At 49.7% G+C, this 20398-nt stretch carries 20 protein-coding genes; 14 read left to right on the plus strand and 6 right to left on the minus strand.

What is annotated here, in order from left to right:
* The first annotated feature begins 35 nt into the window (after nucleotides 1-35).
* The 3 genes from ACYU87_RS14305 to ACYU87_RS14315 all read left to right on the plus strand — a co-directional run bounded on the left by ACYU87_RS14305 (nucleotide 36) and on the right by ACYU87_RS14315 (nucleotide 6310).
* A complete protein-coding gene (locus tag ACYU87_RS14305; RefSeq protein ID WP_461134748.1) occupies nucleotides 36-3578 on the plus strand; it encodes a VCBS repeat-containing protein in 3543 nt (1180 codons plus the stop codon).
* A gap of 255 nt (nucleotides 3579-3833) precedes the next feature.
* Nucleotides 3834-4712, plus strand: a complete 879-nt coding sequence (locus ACYU87_RS14310; RefSeq protein WP_461134984.1) for a glycerophosphodiester phosphodiesterase family protein — start codon at nucleotides 3834-3836, stop codon at nucleotides 4710-4712.
* Between the two features lie 71 nt (nucleotides 4713-4783).
* Nucleotides 4784-6310, plus strand: coding sequence for a GH3 auxin-responsive promoter family protein (locus ACYU87_RS14315; RefSeq protein ID WP_461134749.1), 1527 nt, complete (start codon nucleotides 4784-4786; stop codon nucleotides 6308-6310).
* 35 nt (nucleotides 6311-6345) lie between these two features.
* On the opposite strand, the gene ACYU87_RS14320 is transcribed toward ACYU87_RS14315, so the two are convergent.
* A complete protein-coding gene (locus ACYU87_RS14320) occupies nucleotides 6346-6819 on the minus strand; it encodes a flavin reductase family protein (RefSeq protein ID WP_461134985.1) in 474 nt (157 codons plus the stop codon).
* 138 nt (nucleotides 6820-6957) lie between these two features.
* On the minus strand, nucleotides 6958-8232 hold the full coding sequence (locus ACYU87_RS14325; RefSeq protein WP_461134750.1) for a hypothetical protein: 1275 nt from the start codon (nucleotides 8230-8232) through the stop codon (nucleotides 6958-6960).
* Between the two features lie 271 nt (nucleotides 8233-8503).
* Between ACYU87_RS14325 and ACYU87_RS14330 the strand changes: the two genes are divergently transcribed.
* Nucleotides 8504-9784 carry a 4-hydroxy-3-methylbut-2-enyl diphosphate reductase gene (locus tag ACYU87_RS14330; RefSeq protein ID WP_461134751.1) on the plus strand — a complete coding sequence of 427 codons (1281 nt, stop codon included), beginning with the start codon at nucleotides 8504-8506 and terminating at the stop codon, nucleotides 9782-9784.
* Here the strand turns inward: ACYU87_RS14330 and ACYU87_RS14335 are convergent.
* Both ACYU87_RS14335 and ACYU87_RS14340 read right to left on the minus strand, forming a co-directional pair.
* The gene (locus tag ACYU87_RS14335; RefSeq protein WP_461134752.1) at nucleotides 9771-11471 is read right to left on the minus strand and encodes a glycoside hydrolase family 10 protein; all 1701 of its coding nucleotides are present in this window, start codon (nucleotides 11469-11471) and stop codon (nucleotides 9771-9773) included. The genes ACYU87_RS14330 and ACYU87_RS14335 overlap by 14 nt on opposite strands.
* A 47-nt stretch (nucleotides 11472-11518) precedes the next feature.
* Nucleotides 11519-11683, minus strand: coding sequence for a DUF2256 domain-containing protein (locus ACYU87_RS14340; RefSeq protein WP_461134753.1), 165 nt, complete (start codon nucleotides 11681-11683; stop codon nucleotides 11519-11521).
* Nucleotides 11684-11810: 127 nt separating this feature from the next.
* On the opposite strand from ACYU87_RS14340, the gene ACYU87_RS14345 reads away from it, so the two are divergent.
* A complete protein-coding gene (locus ACYU87_RS14345) occupies nucleotides 11811-12104 on the plus strand; it encodes a TIGR03643 family protein (RefSeq protein WP_461134754.1) in 294 nt (97 codons plus the stop codon).
* A 174-nt stretch (nucleotides 12105-12278) separates the two neighbouring features.
* Nucleotides 12279-12749: an Lrp/AsnC family transcriptional regulator gene (locus ACYU87_RS14350; protein WP_046578019.1), complete on the plus strand. Its 471-nt coding sequence runs from the start codon at nucleotides 12279-12281 to the stop codon at nucleotides 12747-12749.
* Nucleotides 12750-12834: 85 nt separating this feature from the next.
* Here ACYU87_RS14350 and ACYU87_RS14355 read toward each other — a convergent pair whose 3' ends face one another.
* Nucleotides 12835-14052, minus strand: coding sequence for a tetratricopeptide repeat protein (locus ACYU87_RS14355; protein WP_461134755.1), 1218 nt, complete (start codon nucleotides 14050-14052; stop codon nucleotides 12835-12837).
* A gap of 129 nt (nucleotides 14053-14181) precedes the next feature.
* Here ACYU87_RS14355 and hpt point away from each other — a divergent pair, with 129 nt between their 5' ends.
* Nucleotides 14182-14709, plus strand: a complete 528-nt coding sequence (hpt, locus tag ACYU87_RS14360) for a hypoxanthine phosphoribosyltransferase (protein ID WP_461134756.1) — start codon at nucleotides 14182-14184, stop codon at nucleotides 14707-14709.
* Nucleotides 14710-14753: 44 nt separating this feature from the next.
* On the opposite strand, the gene ACYU87_RS14365 is transcribed toward hpt, so the two are convergent.
* Nucleotides 14754-15974, minus strand: a complete 1221-nt coding sequence (locus ACYU87_RS14365; protein ID WP_461134986.1) for an NADH-quinone oxidoreductase subunit D — start codon at nucleotides 15972-15974, stop codon at nucleotides 14754-14756.
* A gap of 219 nt (nucleotides 15975-16193) precedes the next feature.
* Here ACYU87_RS14365 and rpmG point away from each other — a divergent pair, with 219 nt between their 5' ends.
* From rpmG to rimO, 7 genes are all read left to right on the plus strand, one after another.
* Complete coding sequence (gene rpmG / locus ACYU87_RS14370; RefSeq protein WP_012929817.1) at nucleotides 16194-16379, plus strand: 50S ribosomal protein L33; 186 nt, start codon at nucleotides 16194-16196, stop codon at nucleotides 16377-16379.
* 96 nt (nucleotides 16380-16475) lie between these two features.
* Nucleotides 16476-16631: a DUF4295 domain-containing protein gene (locus ACYU87_RS14375; protein WP_080238052.1), complete on the plus strand. Its 156-nt coding sequence runs from the start codon at nucleotides 16476-16478 to the stop codon at nucleotides 16629-16631.
* A 176-nt stretch (nucleotides 16632-16807) separates the two neighbouring features.
* Complete coding sequence (gene ftsY, locus ACYU87_RS14380; protein WP_461134757.1) at nucleotides 16808-17779, plus strand: signal recognition particle-docking protein FtsY; 972 nt, start codon at nucleotides 16808-16810, stop codon at nucleotides 17777-17779.
* Between the two features lie 8 nt (nucleotides 17780-17787).
* Nucleotides 17788-18168, plus strand: coding sequence for a nucleotidyltransferase domain-containing protein (locus ACYU87_RS14385; RefSeq protein ID WP_461134758.1), 381 nt, complete (start codon nucleotides 17788-17790; stop codon nucleotides 18166-18168).
* Nucleotides 18116-18490: a HEPN domain-containing protein gene (locus ACYU87_RS14390; RefSeq protein WP_461134759.1), complete on the plus strand. Its 375-nt coding sequence runs from the start codon at nucleotides 18116-18118 to the stop codon at nucleotides 18488-18490. Before ACYU87_RS14385 ends, ACYU87_RS14390 begins: the two co-directional genes overlap by 53 nt.
* Nucleotides 18483-18965 (plus strand): hypothetical protein, encoded by a 483-nt coding sequence (locus ACYU87_RS14395; RefSeq protein ID WP_461134760.1) that lies wholly within the window; start codon nucleotides 18483-18485, stop codon nucleotides 18963-18965. The genes ACYU87_RS14390 and ACYU87_RS14395 overlap by 8 nt, the downstream gene beginning before the upstream one ends.
* Nucleotides 18966-19028: 63 nt before the next feature.
* The gene (gene rimO / locus ACYU87_RS14400; protein ID WP_461134761.1) at nucleotides 19029-20345 is read left to right on the plus strand and encodes a 30S ribosomal protein S12 methylthiotransferase RimO; all 1317 of its coding nucleotides are present in this window, start codon (nucleotides 19029-19031) and stop codon (nucleotides 20343-20345) included.
* The last annotated feature ends 53 nt before the right edge of the window (nucleotides 20346-20398 follow it).

A 20398-nucleotide genomic window follows, 5' to 3' on the forward strand; every position in this document is an offset into this window, starting at 1 on the left:
GTTGCCAGGCCGGGGATTCTGTCTATATTTCCACTATGCATTATGTAGTCAGGCTGACTGGATTATGGTTGCTCACGCTGGTGGGCTGTACCCAGACGCACACACGCTTCGAACGGCTGTCCGCTAGCCACACCGGTATTGACTTTGCCAACACCATTACCGAAAGCGACTCGCTAAATGTACTGGACTTCGAGTACCTCTACAACGGTGGGGGCGTCGGCGTTGGTGATTTCAACGGCGACGGCCTGTCCGACGTGTTTTTTGCCGGGAACCAGGTATCGAGCCGATTGTATCTCAACAAAGGAGAGTTCGCGTTTAATGATATTACCGATTCGGCGGGTGTGCGTACAACATACTGGTGTACGGGCGTGGCGGTTGCCGACATCAACCAGGATGGCCGACAGGATATCTACGTGTCAACGATTCATCCCGACCGCCGGAAGGCCGTCCCCAACCTGCTGTTCATTAACCAGGGAAACGACATGAACGGCATTCCGCATTTTCAGGAGCTGGCACAATCGGCTGGTCTGGCGGATTCAAGTTACTCAACACAGGCGACCTTTCTGGATTATGACCGCGATGGTGATTTGGACGTTTTTCTGCTGACCAACGCGCTGGAAACCTTCAACCGGAATAATGTGATCGGCCCCCGCAATGACGGCTCCGCCCGCAGCCGGGATAAACTGTTCCGGAATGACGCCACCTCACCTGGCTCTACTACGCTGCACTTTATAGATGTTTCCGAACAGGCCGGGTTAGTACATGAAGGCTGGGGACTGGGGGTTCTTGTCAACGATGTCAACCAGGATGGCTGGCCGGATATTTACGTCGCCAACGACTTTCAGTCCAATGACGTCTGGCTGGTGAACAACCAGAACAAAACATTCAGCAATCGAATTGCCGAAACGCTCAAACACCAGAGTCACAACAGCATGGGGATGGATATGGCCGATATCAACAACGACGGACTGAACGATCTGGCCGTTGTGGATATGCTGCCGGATGATAACCTGCGGCAGAAAACGATGTTCGCATCGGTTCCCTACGACCGCTTCCAAATGGCCCGACGGCTGGGTTATCAGCCGCAATACATCCGAAACATGCTGCAGTTAAATCGGGGTTTCTGGCCGGGTGCAACGGCCTCCCCTTCTCCGGCTTTGCCGCTGTTTTCTGACATTGGTTATCTGGCGGGTACAGCCGCAACAGACTGGAGCTGGAGTGCCCTCTTCTCCGATTTGGACAATGACGGGCACCGGGATTTACTGATTACAAACGGCTACCGAAAAGACATCACCGATCTAGACTTCACGAGCTATAACCGCGAGTCGGGCACCTTTGGCAGCGATGCTGACCGCCGTACGCAGCTACTGAACCGCATCAGCGATTTAGAGCCTGTTTACAAGCCCAACTTTCTCTTCCACAACTCGGGCGATCTGCACTTTACCGACGTTGCCCACGAATGGGGCCTCACAGAATCGTCCTTCACGAACGGCACGGCCTATGCTGATTTCGATAATGATGGAGACATGGATCTAGTCATGAACAACATCAACGACCCGGCATTTATGTATCAGAACAGAACCATCGACAACGCGACCGACTCATCGGCAACTCATTTCCTAAAAATAAGTCTGTTGGGTAAGCCGGGCAATCGGGAAGGGCTGGGCGCTAAAGTAGCCGTCTGGGCTGAAGGGAAATTGTATTATAGTGAATACACGCGCCAGCGCGGCTACCAATCGACAATGGCATCGGGTATTCATCTGGGCCTGGGTACCGCTAAACGTATCGACTCGCTCCGCGTTCTGTGGCCAACGGGCGACGGGCAGGTACTGCGCAATCTGGTCACGAATCAAACGGTGGTTCTGGATGAGCGAAAGGCCGTTCGCCAGTTGCCTTCGTTTATGCAGTTGCAGCAACCGGTCAAGCCTTTGCTAACGGAAATAACGACGTCAACTGGCCTTGACTATCAGCACCAGGAAGACGACTTCGTTGATTATAAAGCGCAACAGACCCTCCTCTCGCACAAGCATTCGCAGATTGGGCCGGGGCTGGCGATTGGTGATGTGGATGGCAACGGGTTAGATGACATATACATCGCAGGAAGTGCTTATAGAGGGGGCACATTTCTGCTCCAGCAGAAAAACCCGGCTAACGGAAAGCCGATGTTTCAGCAACGAATTCGGGCGGCCAAAAAGCCTGAGGAAACCGGCGTTTTGTTATTTGATGCTGATACCGACGGCGACCTTGATCTGTACACGGTTCACGGCAGTACGGAATTTGGCCGCGACGAAGCCAGTTGTCAGGACAGCCTTTATCTGAATGATGGGAAAGGAAACTTTCGGGCGTCGCTAAAGGCGCTTCCCAACACCATGTCCAGCGGCTCGTGCGTTGTGGCTACCGATTTCGACCACGATGGCGATCTGGACTTATTTATTGGTGGCCGAATTGTGCCGCAGCGCTACCCCGAAGCCGCCCGCAGCTATTTGCTACGCAATGAGAACGAAAAAGGGAAAGACGTTCACTTTACGGACGTAACCGACCAATTGGCTCCGGGGTTGGGCCGGGCTGGGCTCGTCTGCTCGGCGCTCTGGACCGATGTGGATAACGATGGCTGGCAAGACCTTATGGTGGCGGGTGAATTTATGCCTGTCAGCGTGTTTAAAAATCAGTCGGGCCGCGGCCTCGCGCCGAAACCAATGCCTGAACTGGCCAAAGCTGTTGGTTTCTGGAACAGCCTGACCGCCGGGGATTTCGATAACGATGGTGATATGGATTACATCGCCGGAAACTTTGGCCTGAACAGTCGATGGCAGGCATCAGCCAATCAGCCGGTATCCGTTTATGCCGCTGACTACGATAAAAATGGCACGCTGGACCCCATTCTGAGTTTCTTTACCGGTGGTATTGAATATCCATTCCATCCCCGCGATGTGCTCACCGACCAGATTCCGTCATTTAAAAAGAAAATGACGTCTTATTCCGCTTACGGTAATACAACGATGAGCAGTCTGCTATCGGCCGATGACCAAAAGCAGGCATTCATTAAGCGGGCTACTTACTTAACATCAGCCTACATCGAGAACCGGGCAGGCCTTTTACTTCCGCACGAACTACCCATTGAGGCACAGTTTTCGCCTGTCTTCGGCAGTTTGGCTACCGACCTCAACCAGGATGGAAATTTGGATATTCTGCTGGTAGGCAATGATTACGCAACCGAAGTACTGTCGGGCTTACAGGACGCTGGCCTGGGCTTGTGTTTGCTGGGCAACGGGCGAGGAAAGTTCACGGCACTGACACCCGCAAAGTCTGGTTTTATTGTTGACCGAGACGCGAAAGCACTAGCCTGTCTTGCGGTGGGCAACGGTCAGCTGTATTACATAGCTACGCAGAACAACGGCCCTCTGAGGGTGTACAGCGTAGCGAACGATCAGGCTATGTATACACGCGTAGGATCGGGCACGTTTTCGCTTTTAGAACCGATCAGGCCTGGTCAAAAAAGAAAAGTAGAGTTCAATTACGGAAGTGGCTATCTGTCGCAGTCTTCGCGGGTGATTCCGTTAGGGATTTCAGAAAAATAACCTGAAAGTAGTTTACACGCATGAAAAATAGTTTCCTGTTACGTCATGCCCAACCGCTCGGGCGGCCCCGTTGTTTCGGCATCTCCAACTTACCTTACAGGAGACTTTGGGATACCGAACTTGTTTCGGCATGACGCGCAACCTAGTGAAGTCATTCTCAAGTAGAACATTGAACTGCTTCATGGCTAAAAAAGAATCTGTACTTTTGACAGCCATCCTTTATGTTTTATGCGCGTTTCAGCCATCCTGTTTTTCATGATTTATGTTGCTCTTACTCAGTCCGATTCTCCTTCCTTCGATCTGGAAGGGCACCGGGGGTGCCGGGGGTTGATGCCTGAAAACACGATCCCCGCGTTCAGGAAAGCCCTCGATCTGGGCGTAACCACCCTGGAAATGGATGTCGTCATCAGTAAAGACCGGCAGGTAGTTGTTTCACACGAGCCTTACTTCAATTCAGCATTCAGCATTGCCCCGGACGGAGTACCAGTCGATAAGAAAAACCAGAAAAAGCTGCTGCTCTATGAGATGGATTATGCCGATATCAAGCGGTATGATGTTGGCTCGAACGGTAACCCGGCTTATCCGGAACAACAAAAAATGAAGGCGTATAAACCCCTGCTAAGCGAGGTTATCGAGCAGGCCGAAGCCTACCGGAAAACAAAGAATCTTCCCGTATTTTCGTATAACATCGAAATCAAAAGTGAGCGATCCGAATACAATAGAAGCCAGCCGGAGCCGGCCGTTTTTTGTGAACTGGTACAGGCGGTGTTGAAAAAACAACTTTTGGCAGAAAACGTCAAGACAGACCGTATCGTTATCCAAAGCTTTGACTTTGCCATATTAAATCAATGGAAAAAGGGGATGCAGGAAGGTAAGTATCCTACAGTGCGACTGTCGGCCCTAGTTGAAAACTTGCGGAGCCCAGAAAAAAACCTGAGTGAACTTGATGTCAGGCCCGACATATACAGCCCTCATTTCCGCCTGCTCAGCCAGGAAAAAATTGCCCGATTGCACCAGCAAGGAATTAAAGTGATTCCCTGGACGGTCAATCAGCGTGCCGACATGGAACGACTGAAGAAATGGGGCGTCGATGGCCTGATTACCGATTACCCGGACCGGGCAAGCGGATTATAAACCCTACTGACCGGTTTTACGTTTTCATCACTAACCTCCTCAATTTGGTTGGTTTATGTTACTTTAGCTTCATGACTGTTCTAAATACCACGCTCAAATGGCTCTTGCAAAGGCGATTGCCACGCATCGAAGCCATGATGCAACACCCCGGTGCGGTGCAACAGAAAGTCTTCACGCAACTTATTCGGGCGGGACGCCGAACCGAATGGGGGCAAAAGCACGGGTACACATCCATTCAAACCATTCGTGACTTTCAGCAACAGGTTCCTGTTTCGAGTTACGAAGATCTATTTCCCTATATAGAACGGGTCATGAAGGGCGAGAGCAAGGTTCTATGGCCCTCGCCGGTACGCTGGTTTGCCAAATCGTCGGGTACGACAAACGCCCGTAGCAAGTTTATTCCTGTCACCACAGAATCGCTGGATGAAAGCCATTTCAAAGGTGGTAAGGATATGATGGCGCTGTATATAGCCAACAACCCCGACAGCCGGGCCTTCGAGGGTAAGGGATTATCCATTGGGGGTAGCCTTCACCCCAACGCGCTGGCTACGAACAGCGCGGTTGGTGATGTGTCGGCGGTGGTCATGGCCAATCTGCCCAGCTGGGCGCAGTACATTCGTACGCCGTCGATTCAGGTTGCCCTGATGGACGAGTGGGAGTCTAAGCTGGAACGGATGGCCGAGATTACCTCACAGGAAAACGTAACCAGTATGCTTGGTACGCCTACCTGGGGCATGGTTCTGATCGATAAAATTCTGGCCTTGACGGGCAAAACCAACATTCTGGAGGTGTGGCCGAACTTCGAGGTACTGATGCACGGAGCGGTTAATTTTCAGCCTTACCGGGAGTTATTCCAGCATCACGTTTTCCCATCAAAGGCCGTTCGCTATCAGGAAGTTTACAATGCATCGGAAGGTTTTTTCGCTATTCAGGACGACCTGTCCCGCGTGGGTGAAATGCTTCTGATGCTCGATTACGGCATATTCTATGAGTTTGTACCGCTTCAGGAAGCCGATCAGCTGTATCCAAAAGCGCTCACAATCGACGAGGTTGAACTGGACAAAAACTACGCGCTGATCGTCTCGACCAACGGCGGTTTGTGGCGTTACAAGGTGGGCGATACGGTTCGGTTTACATCGCTGTACCCGCACCGGTTAAAAGTAAGTGGTCGTACCAAACATTTTATTAATGCCTTTGGCGAAGAGGTCATTGTCGAAAATGCGGAGACGGCTATTACGCAGGCCTGCGAAGCGACGGGAGCCGTTATAGCGGACTACACTGCCGGGCCGAATTACATGAGGAACGGGGCTAATGGTTGCCATGAATGGGTGATCGAGTTTACGCAGGAGCCCGATAATCAGCAGCGATTCAATCAGATCCTGGACGAAACCCTTCGAAAAATCAACTCTGATTACGATGCCAAACGGTACAACGATATGGTGCTCAAACGGCCTCGGGTGCATGTTGTACCTGTGGGTACGTTCTACGCCTGGATGAAGCATCGGGGTAAAATCGGTGGCCAGCACAAAGTACCCCGACTAGCTAATTCCCGTGAGTATCTGGACGACATTCTGAAAGTGATGATGAATTACGAATGATGAGGGACCGGCTTCTTTTTCGGCCATACCATGCATCAGCCCCGGATAAGCTTTCTGGCTTTCAGGAAGGCGTTGGTCATTACCTCTTTGTCCGGATTGAGCACAACTTGCCTGACCACTTCACAGATAAACAACTCGTGATCTCCGGCGTCGGTGCTGTGGCTGACGCGGCATTGCACATACCCAATGGCTTCGGTCAGATACGGACACCCCCGTTCGTCCAGTGCATAATGCAACTTGTTGAACTTGTCTTTGTCGCGCCCCGACTGCTGACCAAGTTTGCGAATCAGCGATGTCTGATCAATGGCTAGTAAGTTCACATTCAGGATACCGCTCTCCCGCACCAGCTCAATGGTGTAATCGGCTTTGTACAGCGCCACGGCCAGCACCTTACTCCCCATATCGGTTTGCGTAAGCCAGGTAACGATGTTCGCGTTTCGTTTTCCATTCGATACGGTTGTCACGCTATGAACATCATAGTCTTTGTATTTCAGCAATCGTCTGGGCATAAAGGTATTTTCCTGTCTAGCTCCGGGGTTCGTGTCTTCACGAACCACACTCGCGTCAGCAAAACCATCCGGTCCTGTGGTCTGTGTCCTCACGGACTATAGGCTACTGAACTTTTCAGTCTACAGTCAATTTAGGTACTACCGATTTGCTTCCGATAGCCAATGAAACTGTCGTTCGGCCAGCTGAAAATGACGATTTTGCCGCTTGAGTCCGATAACCACCGAATCAGTCCGAATTTTGCCCCGCAGCAAAATCTGGTTGGTATCCGGCATGGTGTAGGCCATAGTGAACAACGCCGTTGTATCCGAAGCAAACCGCTTAAACGCTATCGTATGCGCTGCTGAATCGAGCTTGTAGCTGAAATAAGCCCGGTGATAACGCTGCCGGAATAAAGTATCTGCCGTTAGAATACTACCCGAATTATTGGCTTCGAAAACAACGTCCTTCCAGCGTAAACTATCGACGGGAATACCCTGAAACTGATCGACGGTGAAGAAGCCGGTAGCCAGCTTTTTCGGAGCAGGTCCCTGGTCGGAAGAAGAAGACGAGAATTGGATGAGAGGAAGCACCAGAAACAGGATAAAAAAAACGATTTTTAACGCAAGCTGGCTTCTTTTCATCCACTTTTTAGGCAGTACGAACCGGGCGGTCGCCTGGGTCGGTCGGTTAAAGACGAAGAAGTTTAGTAGACGCCTGACATCGCCGATCAGCAGAAAATTGCTGAACAGGAACAAATGAATGGAGAATATCTTGACGGGTATGTCGTAGCAGAGATTCATCATCATCACATTCAGAAACACGCTAGCTGCGATAAACGCTCCCAGGGTGCTCGTGCGACGGAACAACAGCAGCACGCCAGCAACTACTTCGACCGCCCCGGAAAAGAACTGGTACGGCGCTGAATACCCGATAAAATACCAGGCAAAGCGCATCGGCAGGTAATCACCCAGCGGGGTAGCCAGGGCACTCAATGACGGGAAGACCATCTGAAAACCAAACAGTTTAATAATTCCGTACCGTAAGGCAACCATGGCAACATAATAGCGAACCAACACCAGCAACCAATAATACGCGGTATCGTAATTTGTACGCCGGTCAACAAGTGTCCAGATAATAGTGCCCACCAGCGCCACTAATAGAAAGAAGCACAATTGAGCATAGCCATAGGATGTATCACCACTGCCATTCAGGGGCACCAGCACGTCCTTAACATGGAAAAGGTGCGTATTCCCCATATTGACCAGCCAGTCTTCCGCCCTGCTGTAATACTCGCCGAGCAGATTTATACCGGGAATATCGCTCAGCCAGTTTAGGGGCGATATATAGAGAAGAATATAGATACAACTAAAGCGAAAAAGGATTTTACGCCATCCGGTCCAGGCGTCAACTAATTGGGTAGACGAAGTTATCATTTGATGCTTTACGTATAGTTGAAGGTGAGTGTGCTGTAACTGTCAAATATAGCAAAAGCCAGCTCTGAGTCAACTACGGGATAGTATGGTTCGCTACCTTTGCATCGAACGAAGGGGTCTGCTCGGCTGTTCTCTATAGGACAGGACTTTCATCGAGATTCAGACATGCGTGGCTCAGTTGGTGGATTGTTATTAAGAACCGTGGCACGCATGTCTGAATCTCGGCGAAAATCCTGTATTAATGAATCTCACTCATTCGCTCTTTGCGTCAATGAAATCGTTCAACATCCCCGATTATTACCGCAGCAACATTATCACTCCCCTGAAAGAATTTCGGCGGAAACACGATAAGCTGAAACGGGACTTTACCCCTACCCTACTCGATTTCGGCCCGATCCGGTTGTTGATCGCCCGTCATTTCGGCTTTTGCTATGGCGTTGAAAACGCGGTCGAAATTGCCTACAAAGCCATTGCTGAAAATCCAGGAAAGCGTATTTTTCTGCTCAGCGAAATGATTCATAATCCTGACGTCAATGCTGATTTGCAGGACCGGGGGGTTCGTTTTATCATGGATACCAGCGGGAAACAGCTCATTCCGTGGTCGGAATTAGCCCCGGAGGATGTTGTGATCATTCCTGCTTTCGGAACAACGCTGGAAACGCAAAGTCAGTTATCGGCGCTGGGGCTCAACATCGAGAAATACGACACGACCTGCCCGTTTGTTGAGAAAGTGTGGAACAAGGCAAGCCAGATTGGCCAGAAAAACTACACCGTTGTGGTCCACGGCAAGCCAAGTCACGAAGAAACCCGGGCTACGTTTTCTCATAGTAAAGAAGCGGCTCCGACGGTTGTGGTGAAAGACATGGCGCAAACGCAGCGGCTGGCGAAATACATAACGGGTGAGTTGCCCACCGAGCAATTTTACACCGAATTTTCGGGTCAATTTTCCGTCGGTTTCGATCCAACACGCAACCTGGAACGCATCGGTGTTGTGAACCAGACAACCATGCTGGCTTCTGACACACAAAGCATAGCCGATTACCTAAAGCAGGTGATGATGCAAAGATATTCATTAACGCCTGAGACCGTTGATGCTCATTTTGCCAATACGCGCGATACGCTTTGTTACGCTACCAACGACAATCAGGACGCTACCTATACCCTGTTGGATTACCCGGCTGATTTTGCCATCGTGGCCGGTGGCTACAACTCGTCCAATACATCGCACATCGTTGAACTCTGCGAAGAGAAACTACCGACTTACTTTATTGAATCGGAACAGAAAATCTTGTCAAGCACATTGATCAGGCATTTCAACGGGCACACGAAGCAAGAAGTCGTAACCGAAAACTTCATTCCCCGACTGGATAGTCCCCGACTGGATAGTCCTCAACTGGAGAATGACTTGTCTTCTGAACCAGTTACCGTGTTGCTGACTTGTGGAGCCTCCTGCCCCGACGCCGTTGTTGAAGGTATTCTGCTCAAACTCGTCAGCTTCTTTCCCACGGCACGCCCTGTAGATGACGTAGCGAGAGCGTTTACGGCACTTTAATGGCTACCTCCCGGCTTTCATTCTGGAGCCGATCAAGCGCCGTAATCACATACGTGTATTTCTTCTTGGGATCGGCGGTTCTGTCCAGAAATCGGGTGGATGATTCTCCGGTGCATCGCGCCAGTATGTACCGGGGGTCGTTGGTGAGTAAGCGTGGTCGCCGACCTTCAAAGCGGTAAATGAGGTAGGCACTGGCGTCATCTCCGTCGCTGGCTTCGGCCGATTGTTCCCAATGCAGCTCAACCCCATCTGTAGTCGTGGCTACTTTCAACTCCCGGGGCGGTAAGGGCGGAATGCTGTCCAGCCATTTCATCGTTGGTACCAGCGCTGGATGCCGATAGAAATTTGTTTGCAGCGAATCCCGAATGGCCAGCGGATTAATCTGCAGATTGCGCGCACTGAAAAACACACTGCCTTTTACTACCTGCTGCTGCCGGTTGTAGCGCATCTGGTCCGGGAACTCCGTTGGTCGCCACCAGCCGGGGTCTCGTTCGGACCCTCGGCCGACCCGATAAGCACCATGTCCGATGTAAAGATGACAATTACCGGGGCAGTTTCGTGACCACCACTCGACCAGCGTTTTGTAAGGTGCTTTGTTGAATTCTGAGCTGAAGTAAACCTGAGGGACAATGTAGTCGATGAGTCCTTCACGAACCCATTTCCGGGTATCGGCGTAGATTTCGTAATAGGATTGCCCGCCGTTGGTAGCTGACCCCTCCGGGTCGTGGCTTTGATTTTTCCAGATTCCGAACGGGCTGATGCCAAACTTGATCCAGGGTTTATTGGCGCGAATGGAATCCCGCAGCTCCTTAACGAGTTTTGTCACGTTATCCCGTCGCCAGTCGGCTTTGGTCATACCGTTGAAATTTGCTTTATAGGTGCTGTCATCGCGCAAAACCTGCCCCGGTTCGGCGTAAGGATAAAAATAGTCGTCGAAATGAATGCCGTCTACGTCGTATTCGCGCACAACGTTAGCCACAATACCCGCTATGTAGGAGCGAACGGCGGGCAGGCCGAGATTAAACAGTTTTTTACCCCCGTAATTCAGCATCCACTCCGGCTTGCGGTAAATGATATTGGTGGGGGCAAGGCTGGCCGTTTTGCTGTATGATGCCCGATCGAGATTAAACCAGGCATGAAACTCAAGTCCGCGCTGATGGGCCTGCTCAATCATGAATTCCAGCGGGTCATAAAAAGGCTCGGGAGCCAGTCCCTGCTGCCCCGTCAGCCACTCCGACCAGGGCTCTGAACTTCGGGCGTAGAACGCATCGGCGGCCGACCGGACCTGCACCACAACGGCGTTGAGGCCCATTTGCTGATGCTGATCGAACAGGGATATAATTTCGCGCTGCTGATCGGCAACAGGCAATCCTTTTTTGGTGGGCCAGTCAATGTTCGTGACCGTTGCGATCCACACCGCTCGGAATTCCCGTTTGGGGGGCGCGGGCGTCAGGTCTGTCACTTCATCGAACGGAAGGGTATCAGCGGGAGCAACTACAACCTTGGGAACGACAGGCTTAGGCGCGGGAGGTTTTACGGCAACGGGTTTGGCAGGGGCTGGCACAACAACAACCGGACGCGCGGGCCTGGGGGCCGGCTTCCTGGCAACAGCAACGGGCTTGGCATGCCGACAGCTGTTGACAAGTAGGATTAAAATCAATAAACGGCTGTAGGTAATCAGACGCATCGGGCAGTGTAGGTTAACTGCCAAAATTAACGATAGTAGAGCACACCTTAGCCTACTTTTTGGCCAATTCTGCCTTTTCCAATCGCCCGGCACGCATCGCTACAGTATACGACATTTTCCCAGTCACGCTCCCACTTTTTTCGCCAGGCAAAAGGCCGGTTACATACCGGGCATATTTTCGTCGGCAAATCCGCCTTTTTACGCATTTTCATTAAGTAGTAACATTTACCCGTCGCAACAAGTTTGCGAGTACATGCCTGTCCTGAAACCGGTTGGTTAATTTCAGCATCGAGCCTGGCACTACAGCAATTGTCTTGCTGTTACTTTACCCTTACTATCATGAAATCATTAACAACAAACACACCCCTTACCGAAGCCGACGTTGACCGCGTTGTTGAAATGGCCTGGGAAGATCGAACGCCTTTTGATGCCATTGAAGCGCAGTTCGGTCTGGCCGAACAGGAAGTTATTGCCCTGATGCGCCGGGAGTTAAAACAATCTTCCTGGCGGAGGTGGCGCGCGCGCGTGCAGGGGCGTTCAACCAAACACGCAACGTTGTCGGCGGTTAAAAATGCCCGGTTTAAATCGGCTCAGCAGCGCGTTATTTCCCTAAACAAGATTAGTAAACGGTAATTTTCCTGATTTGGTGTCTGGCTTAATGTAGTTACTTTTGTGCCGATTTAAAACCTTATTGGCACTGTTTGTTCTGTGATTTGAACCAATCCAATAAGTTTTAAGAATTTTCTATTTCAAAAGGTGGTAGCTTTACGCCATCCTGTAACCCAGTATCAATAGACTGCATTATTTATGTCGAGCCAGAAACTAGATCAGATAGATCGGAACGTATTGGAAATCCTCCAGGCCAATGCTAAAATTACGAATGCGCAACTTTCCAAAGAAATAGGCCTTTCGCCCGCACCAACGCTCGAACGAGTTAAGAAACTTGAAACATCGGGAATTATCCAGAGCTATCACGCCCAGTTAAACCGCGAAAAAATCGGGCTTGGTGTAACAACGTTTGTGATGGTTACGCTGGTTGGCCACAAGAAGGAAACCACCATGTCGTTTGTTGAAAAAGTTAATGAGATCGCCGAAATCATCGAGTGTCACCACATTACGGGCTCGGGCGATTTTTTACTTAAAGTAATTGCAAAGGACATCTCATCTTACCAGGGATTAATGCTCGATGTCATCAACGAAATTGATGAGGTTGCCAGCACCCAGACGATGGTGATCATGTCGACGTTCAAGGAAAGTAAAGTGCTGCCAATTCCGTGATAGGCGGATATGTGATATATGATGTATGCTGTATGATACGATCAGCACCGTCATATATATACCATACATCATATATCATACTCCCCTATTCTTTCCGTTTCCTTCGCTCTTCCCTCCGCGATTTTTTGGCGTCATCCAATGCCTTTTTAGCCTCTTTGTACTGGCTTGATTTCCGCTCAGCTTTGTCGAGCACTTCCTTAAAGTAAGTCTGCGCCAAGTCATAATTCTTCTCTTCGTTGGCAATCTTGGCCAGCCCCACTACCGACGACAGATAATAGCCCGCATTTGTTGAATTTGTCTGCTTGGCGTACTCAACTGCCTTCTGGTAATTGATTTTTGCCTCCGGAAGATTCTTGTAGAACAAATGGTTGACATAAGCCAGAATATAAGCCGCCGTCCGCCCGCTTACGCCCTCGTAGCCCGCCTGGGTCCGGCCTACTTTCTCCAGAATATCTTTGGAAATTCGTTCTGCTTCAGCCAGACGACCCGTTACGAAAGCTGACCGGGCAAAGTATCGCTCAAAAAACGGGTTGTCGGGGTACTGTTCATACATGTACTTCGACATTTCGTACGCCTTGTCGTACTGGTTTTCCATGCTGTAAATCTGAACCAGAAAATACCGGGCTTCCACACGCGTATAGAAAGCCGTATTAGCTGTTTTCTCCAGCTCTTTAATCCCATTGGCTTTATTACCCTTTGGAAAAAACATCAAAATTGGCTTCAGAAGCGGATAATTTTCCGGAATCCATTGGGCATAGTAATCGTACATTCCATCCCCGAACAACAGTTCAGGGCTAAAATCAGCATTGCCTTTACACTTCTCGAAATATTTGAGCGCATTCTTGCCCGCAAACGTTGCCTTCGTCCACTTTTTGCGTTCAGAATATAGTCGTCCCTTAAACGCATAAGCCGCAGCCAGAAAAAACGAAGGTTCCAGCTTGTTTTCGCTGTCGTCGTAGAGTTTCTCGGCCAGCGCAATTGTGGTATCCATGTAGGCAATGCATCGGTTATCGTAGTCGGTTATGTCCGTATTCGGTACAATCTTCCACCACTCGGCCAGCCCCATCAAAAAATACGGCATCGGATGCTTGGGGTAACGGATCTGCAACCAGCGAAACTCTTTATCTGCCTCGTAAAATTTGTAGTTGTACATCAGATTGATGGCTTCCGCCGACTCAATCTGAACGCCGGGATGTTTCAGCAATCCATCGTATTTTTTGTCAAATGCCGACGGATCGTAGAGTTGAGCATAGCCCACAGCGGTCAGACCAAGTAGCCATACCGTCAACAATAGCTTGTTCATTCGTTAAATTTAGCGTTAGTAGTATATGAACGTAATCTGCTGTCAGTCCGTTTGCCTGCGCTTATTTTTCAGTAAATTTTTGCCCACCAGACCAGCATCGGCGTATCTTTGAGAACCCAAGACGCCGATATGCTAACGATTAAAGACAAAACGTTTGTCCCGTTTATTCCCGCCGATGCCATTCAGGACCGCATTCAGGAATTAGCCAAACAAATCAATCAGGAATATGCCGACAAGCAGCCACTCATTGTGGTCGTTTTGAATGGTGCTTTTTTGTTCGCGGCCGATCTGACCAAACACCTTACAATACCCTGCGAAATCACGTTTATTCGGGTAGCTTCTTACCAGGCCACCGAATCCAGTGGTGAACTGAAGGAGATTCTGGGGTTAAGTGAATCCATCGAAGGGCGCGACCTGATTGTTATCGAAGACATTGTCGACACTGGCCTGACCCTTCATCAGGTATGTGGCCAACTTCGGGAGAAAGCGCCGGCATCCATTTCCATCGCTACGCTATTGTTCAAGCCAACCGCTCTGAAAGAAAAGCTTGATTTACGGTACATCGGTTTTGAGATCGAAAATCGGTTCGTACTGGGTTACGGTCTGGACTACGATGGCCTGGGCCGGAATACGCAGGATATTTTTGTGTTGGCTTAATCATCGTTCTGGTTAGGTTCTGGCTGGGCCAAGCGTACGCTGCCCTACCGGTCTACCTCACCCATCACAACATCAATGGAGCCGATAATAGCGACCAAATCGGCCAGCATGGCTCCTTTACTGATCTCGCTGATGACAGACAAGTTGTGAAAACAGCATGACCGGGCCTTACAGCGTACCGGTACATCCGACTTTCCGTCGGTACGAAAAAAGAAGCCCAACTCTCCTTTTGCGCTTTCGGCGCGGGCGTAGAAATCCATCGCTTTGGGCCGGATTTTCTTCGGCACCACGGCTTGTGGATCATATTCCCGGGTGCGCTTGTGATCGCCAAGGAGCTGATCGAGACATTGCTCCACGATTCGAATGGACTCGTGGCATTCCAGAACGCGAACATTATTACGGTCCCAGCAATCGCCAACGGTTCCCATCTTACCCTCGCCAATAGGAATAGCAAAGTCAAGGTCGGGATAGACCGAGTAGCCATCTACCCGACGAAGATCGTAGCGCAGGCCGGACCCTCGCAGCATTGGTCCCGTACAACCATAGTCGATCGCGACCGAAAGCGGCAACACACCCACGTTAGCGGTTCGTTTTACGAATATTTCGTTTTCGATAACCAATTGCTGCAACTCAACCAGCTTGGGTTTCAGGTAGGCAATAAATTCCCGGCACCGTTCCTCAAAACCAACGGGCAAGTCGTAAAACAGCCCACCCACCCAAATGTAGTTGTAAAGCATCCGGGCTCCACTCACCCATTCGAGCAGCCGCTGAATGTGCTCCCGGTCGCGCATGAGCCACAGAAAAGGCGTATAGGCCCCAATATCGAGCGCGTACGTACCAATCCCGACAAAATGAGCGGCAATACGGTTCAGCTCGGCTACCAGCACCCGAATGTATTCCGTTCGTTTCGGGATATCGTTTTGAATACCAAGCATTTTTTCCACGCCCATGACAAATGCATGTTCGGAGTTCATAGCCGCCAGGTAATCGAGCCGATCAACGAACGGAATCGTCTGATTAAAGGGCAAGGACTGTGCATGCTTTTCGAAGCAACGGTGCAGGTATCCCAAATGTGGCACGACATCGACGATGATTTCGCCATTGGTAACGACTTCGAAGCGCAGCACACCGTGCGTCGATGGGTGCTGTGGACCCATATTCAGGATCATTTCACCCTCATCGAGCATCTCGGGCTTGTATACACTAGGCGCCGATGCCTTAAAATGACCCGGAGCGTACTCATATTGTATCGATTGCGTATTCATTTTCATAATCAAACAGGCTGGGCCACACTGGCCATGCGATCGGGCCTGTTTACGTCAATTGTCTCCCAAAGGTCGAACGTGTGTCCCCGAAAGCCAAACGGAAGCTGGGTTTTCTCGACTCATTCATGATAAATCAATAGTTTTTTTCTAACAAGCTCTTTGTCAAGTAAAAGACATTGCGTACCTTTGCGCTCCTTATCGAGAAAACGAACTTTAGCAATGGCAAAGAAAGGCGCCAATAGAATCCAGGTTATTCTGGAATGCACCGAGCAGAAAGACAGCGGTGTTCCCGGCATGTCCCGGTACATTACTACGAAAAACCGGAAGAACACGCCGGCTCGTATCGAACGGAAAAAGTACAATCCGTTCCTCAAAAAAGTAACGCTGCACAAAGAAATTAAATAGGTTTCTGGTTTATAGTATTCCGTTTACGGTAGGTAGAGCTAATCTGCTACCGCATCCGAAAACTGATAATCATAAACCGTAAACTAAACAATCGACATGGCAAAAAAGGTAGTTGCAACCCTGAAAACGAAGGACAACGGCAAGGCATTCGCCAAAATCATCAAAGCCGTAAAGTCGCCTAAAACCGGCGCTTACACCTTCAAAGAAGAAATGGTCCCGGTTGACGAAGTACAGTCTGCGCTGAAAAGCTAGGCATTGAACAGTCAGCTTTCCGCACGAAGATCTTTGTCCCACAGCCCTAACCGGTCCTGTGGGACTTTTTTTTATTAAAAAATAGTTAGGTCAGGTAGCGGCCCCACCAGTTATTGATTACCTCAAAAAAGCTGTTCTGACTGACTAAACATTGACCAACTCACTGACGCTACCTTATGGCCCTATTTGGTTTATTCTCAAAGGAAAAGAAAGAAACGCTCGACAAAGGTTTAGAGAAAACAAAGGACAGTTTTTTTTCTAAACTTGGTCGCGCCGTTGTCGGAAAATCCACTGTTGATGAAGAGGTTCTGGACGAAGTTGAAAATGTGCTCATCTCTTCCGATGTAGGTGTTGAAACAACGGTTAAAATTATCCGCCGGATCGAAGAGCGCGTTGCTCGTGACAAATATGTGGGAACCGAAGAGCTGGATCGTATACTTCGGGAAGAAATTGCCGCTTTGTTATCCACTAATAATACCGCCGACGGACCCGGATCACCGAACCGCGACGATTTTTCTTTACCAGCCGACAAAAAACCTTACGTCATTATGGTTGTGGGCGTTAATGGAGTCGGAAAAACAACAACGATTGGCAAGCTGGCCGCTCAGTTTCACAAACGCGGCAAAAAGGTAGTACTGGGCGCAGGCGATACGTTTCGGGCGGCTGCCGTTGATCAGCTCAAACTTTGGGGCGATCGGGTCGGCGTTCCGGTTATTTCGCACGGGATGAACACCGACCCGTCGGCTGTTGCTTTCGACGCGGTGAAAAAGGCAACAGAAATTGGTGCCGATGTTGTCATCATCGACACGGCCGGACGGCTGCACACAAAAGTCAACCTCATGAACGAGCTGACCAAAATAAAACGGGTGATGCAAAAATTTACACCCGACGCCCCGCATGAAGTGCTACTGGTTCTGGACGGATCTACCGGGCAGAATGCGTTTATTCAGGCAACCGAGTTCACCAAAGCGACCGAAGTAACCGCTCTGGCCATTACCAAGCTGGATGGTACGGCGAAAGGTGGCGTTGTGATTGGTATCTCGGATCAGTTTAAGATTCCGGTCAAATACATTGGTGTAGGTGAAAAAATTGATGATCTCCAGACGTTTAACAAGATGGAGTTTGTGGATTCGTTCTTCAAGAAATGAGTTGAACAATGGCAGTCGTAGAGGATTTAGACGGTGTAAATCAGGAAGTGACCGACATTATGGAACGGCACTATGGTGATCGTTTGGACAAGATTTTTCTATTTGGCTCTTATGCCCGTGGCGATTTTCAAGAAGAATCCGACGTAGATTATCTGGTCGTTCTGAACGATGAAACGGTTTCTCCCTTCAAGGAAGTAGCTACAACTATTACTGCCCGAAACGACTATTATCTTAAAACGTTCATCGCCATTTCAGCAGTGGTAGTTTCAAAAAATCAATTTCTGACGTCGAATCGTATTTTTTACAGAGAGGTTAGAAAAGACGGTAAATGTATCTATGAGCGAAGACCTGAGCGACTGCATCAAAAAAGCAGAAGCGTATTTAGCTAACGCCAAAACGATTGCGGCTACGGAGTTTCCTAATGGTGCCATCACATCTAGTTACTACTGTTTCTTTTGGCTTGTCCGTGGATTATTAGCAGATAAGGATATTATCACAAAGCGACACTCTTCTGCACGTGAGATGTTTTCACTGCATTATATAAAATCTGGTGAAATACCCGAAAAGTATAAAGATGATTTCGCCATGCTATCCGAGCGTAGACAAATAGCCGATTATGATGTAGACGGCGACTTTTCCCTCGACGATACTAATCATTTGATCGGACTATCCGAAAACTTTCTTGTTTTTGTGAGAGAAGAATATGCGTAGTTACTTGCTACTTTTCATTGTTTTTCATGGCCTGTTTATAACCGTTTCAGCCCAGAAAAAGCCCCACCGAAAAGCAACCCAAGCCGTGGTAAAACAGGGTATTTGTGGCGTGGTTCGGGTGAAACGCGGTAACTACATGCCAAGCCCCGACTCACCCCAACAGAACCCCAGCGGAACACCGGTTGAACGTGAGGTACTGATTTTTCCCCTGTTAAACAGAAGTCAGGTAGAGGCCGGTGAGCATGGTTTTATCAATTCTGTCGGCGATGTAAAGCCCGTAAAAGTTGTCAGGTCCAGAAACGATGGGACGTTCTGCGTAAGTCTCCCCGTCGGTCGATACACCGTGATGGTACAGGAAGAAAAGGGTCTGTACGCCAATCTATCCGATAGCAGGAACAACTTATTCCCGGTTAACGTCCAGAAAAATAAGTCCATTACGGTAACCATAGATATTACCCACCAGGCTGTATTTTGAGTAACGCGGGCAGGATGTCCGCAGTAGTATTTATTAAAGCGGACAGGATGTTCGCGTTACGCAATGAAAACCAAAGGAATACGTACCAATAAAATCAATATCGTTACGCTCGGTTGTTCGAAAAACCTGGTCGACTCGGAGGTGCTTTTTACGCAACTCAAGGGCAACGGCATGAACGTAACCCACGAATCGAAAAAAGACGACGCCAATATCGTTGTCATCAATACGTGCGGCTTTATTGACAATGCCAAAGAGGAATCGATCAATACCATTCTGCGGTATGTTGATGCAAAAGACGCGGGTATCGTCGACAAGGTTTACGTAACGGGTTGTTTATCACACCGATATAAGGATGAACTCGAAATAGAGATGCCAACGGTTGACGCCTGGTTCGGTACGAACGAGTTACCACGCATGCTGAAAACGCTCCGTGCTGACTATAAGCATGAACTCGTTGGCGAACGGTTACTCACAACCCCGGCTCATTTTGCATACCTGAAAATTGCCGAAGGCTGCGACCGTCCCTGCTCATTCTGCGCCATTCCGCTTATGCGGGGCGGTCATGTATCTCGCCCGTTCGAAGAACTATTGACTGAAGCACGATCCCTGGCCCGCCGTGGTACAAAAGAACTGATCCTCATTGCGCAGGACCTGACCTATTACGGGCTCGATCTGTACAAAAAGCGTAATCTGGCCGAGCTGGTCGACAAGCTGGCCGAGGTTGACGGCATTGACTGGATTCGGCTACAGTACGCTTATCCGTCAGGGTTTCCGCTGGAAGTGCTGGATGTTATGCGGGAGCGGTCAAACGTGTGTAATTACCTGGACATGCCGCTGCAAACCGGCTCTACGGAGTTGCTGAAGATCATGCGACGGGGAATTACCCGGGAGAAAACCGAAAGTTTGATTCATACCATCCGCGAACGGGTGCCGGGCATTACGCTCCGAACCACGCTTATTGCCGGGCACCCCGGAGAAACGGACGCGATGTTTCAGGAAACCTACGACTTCGTTGAACGGATGCGCTTCGATCGGCTGGGCGTATTTGCCTATTCGCACGAAGACGATACCCACTCTTTCTCCATGCCCGACGATATTCCGGACGAGATCAAGCAGGAACGCGTGGAAGAACTGATGGAAGTCCAGCAGAACATTTCGCAGGAACTGAATCAGCAGAAAATCGGGAAAACCTATAAAGTGCTGTTCGACCGGAAAGAGGGTGGTTATTTTATTGGCCGTACCGAAGCCGACTCACCTGAAGTTGACAACGAGGTACTGGTTTCTGCGGCTCAATACGTTCGGTTAGGCGATTTTGCTACTGTTCGTATTGACCGCGCGGAAGAGTTCGACCTGTACGGCGAAGTAGTTGGTGCACAGTAACGTTTATACAGCTTTTCAGCGGCAAAGACGGCTAGTAGCCAACGTGTGTGTTG

The organism is Spirosoma lituiforme, from assembly GCF_054776635.1.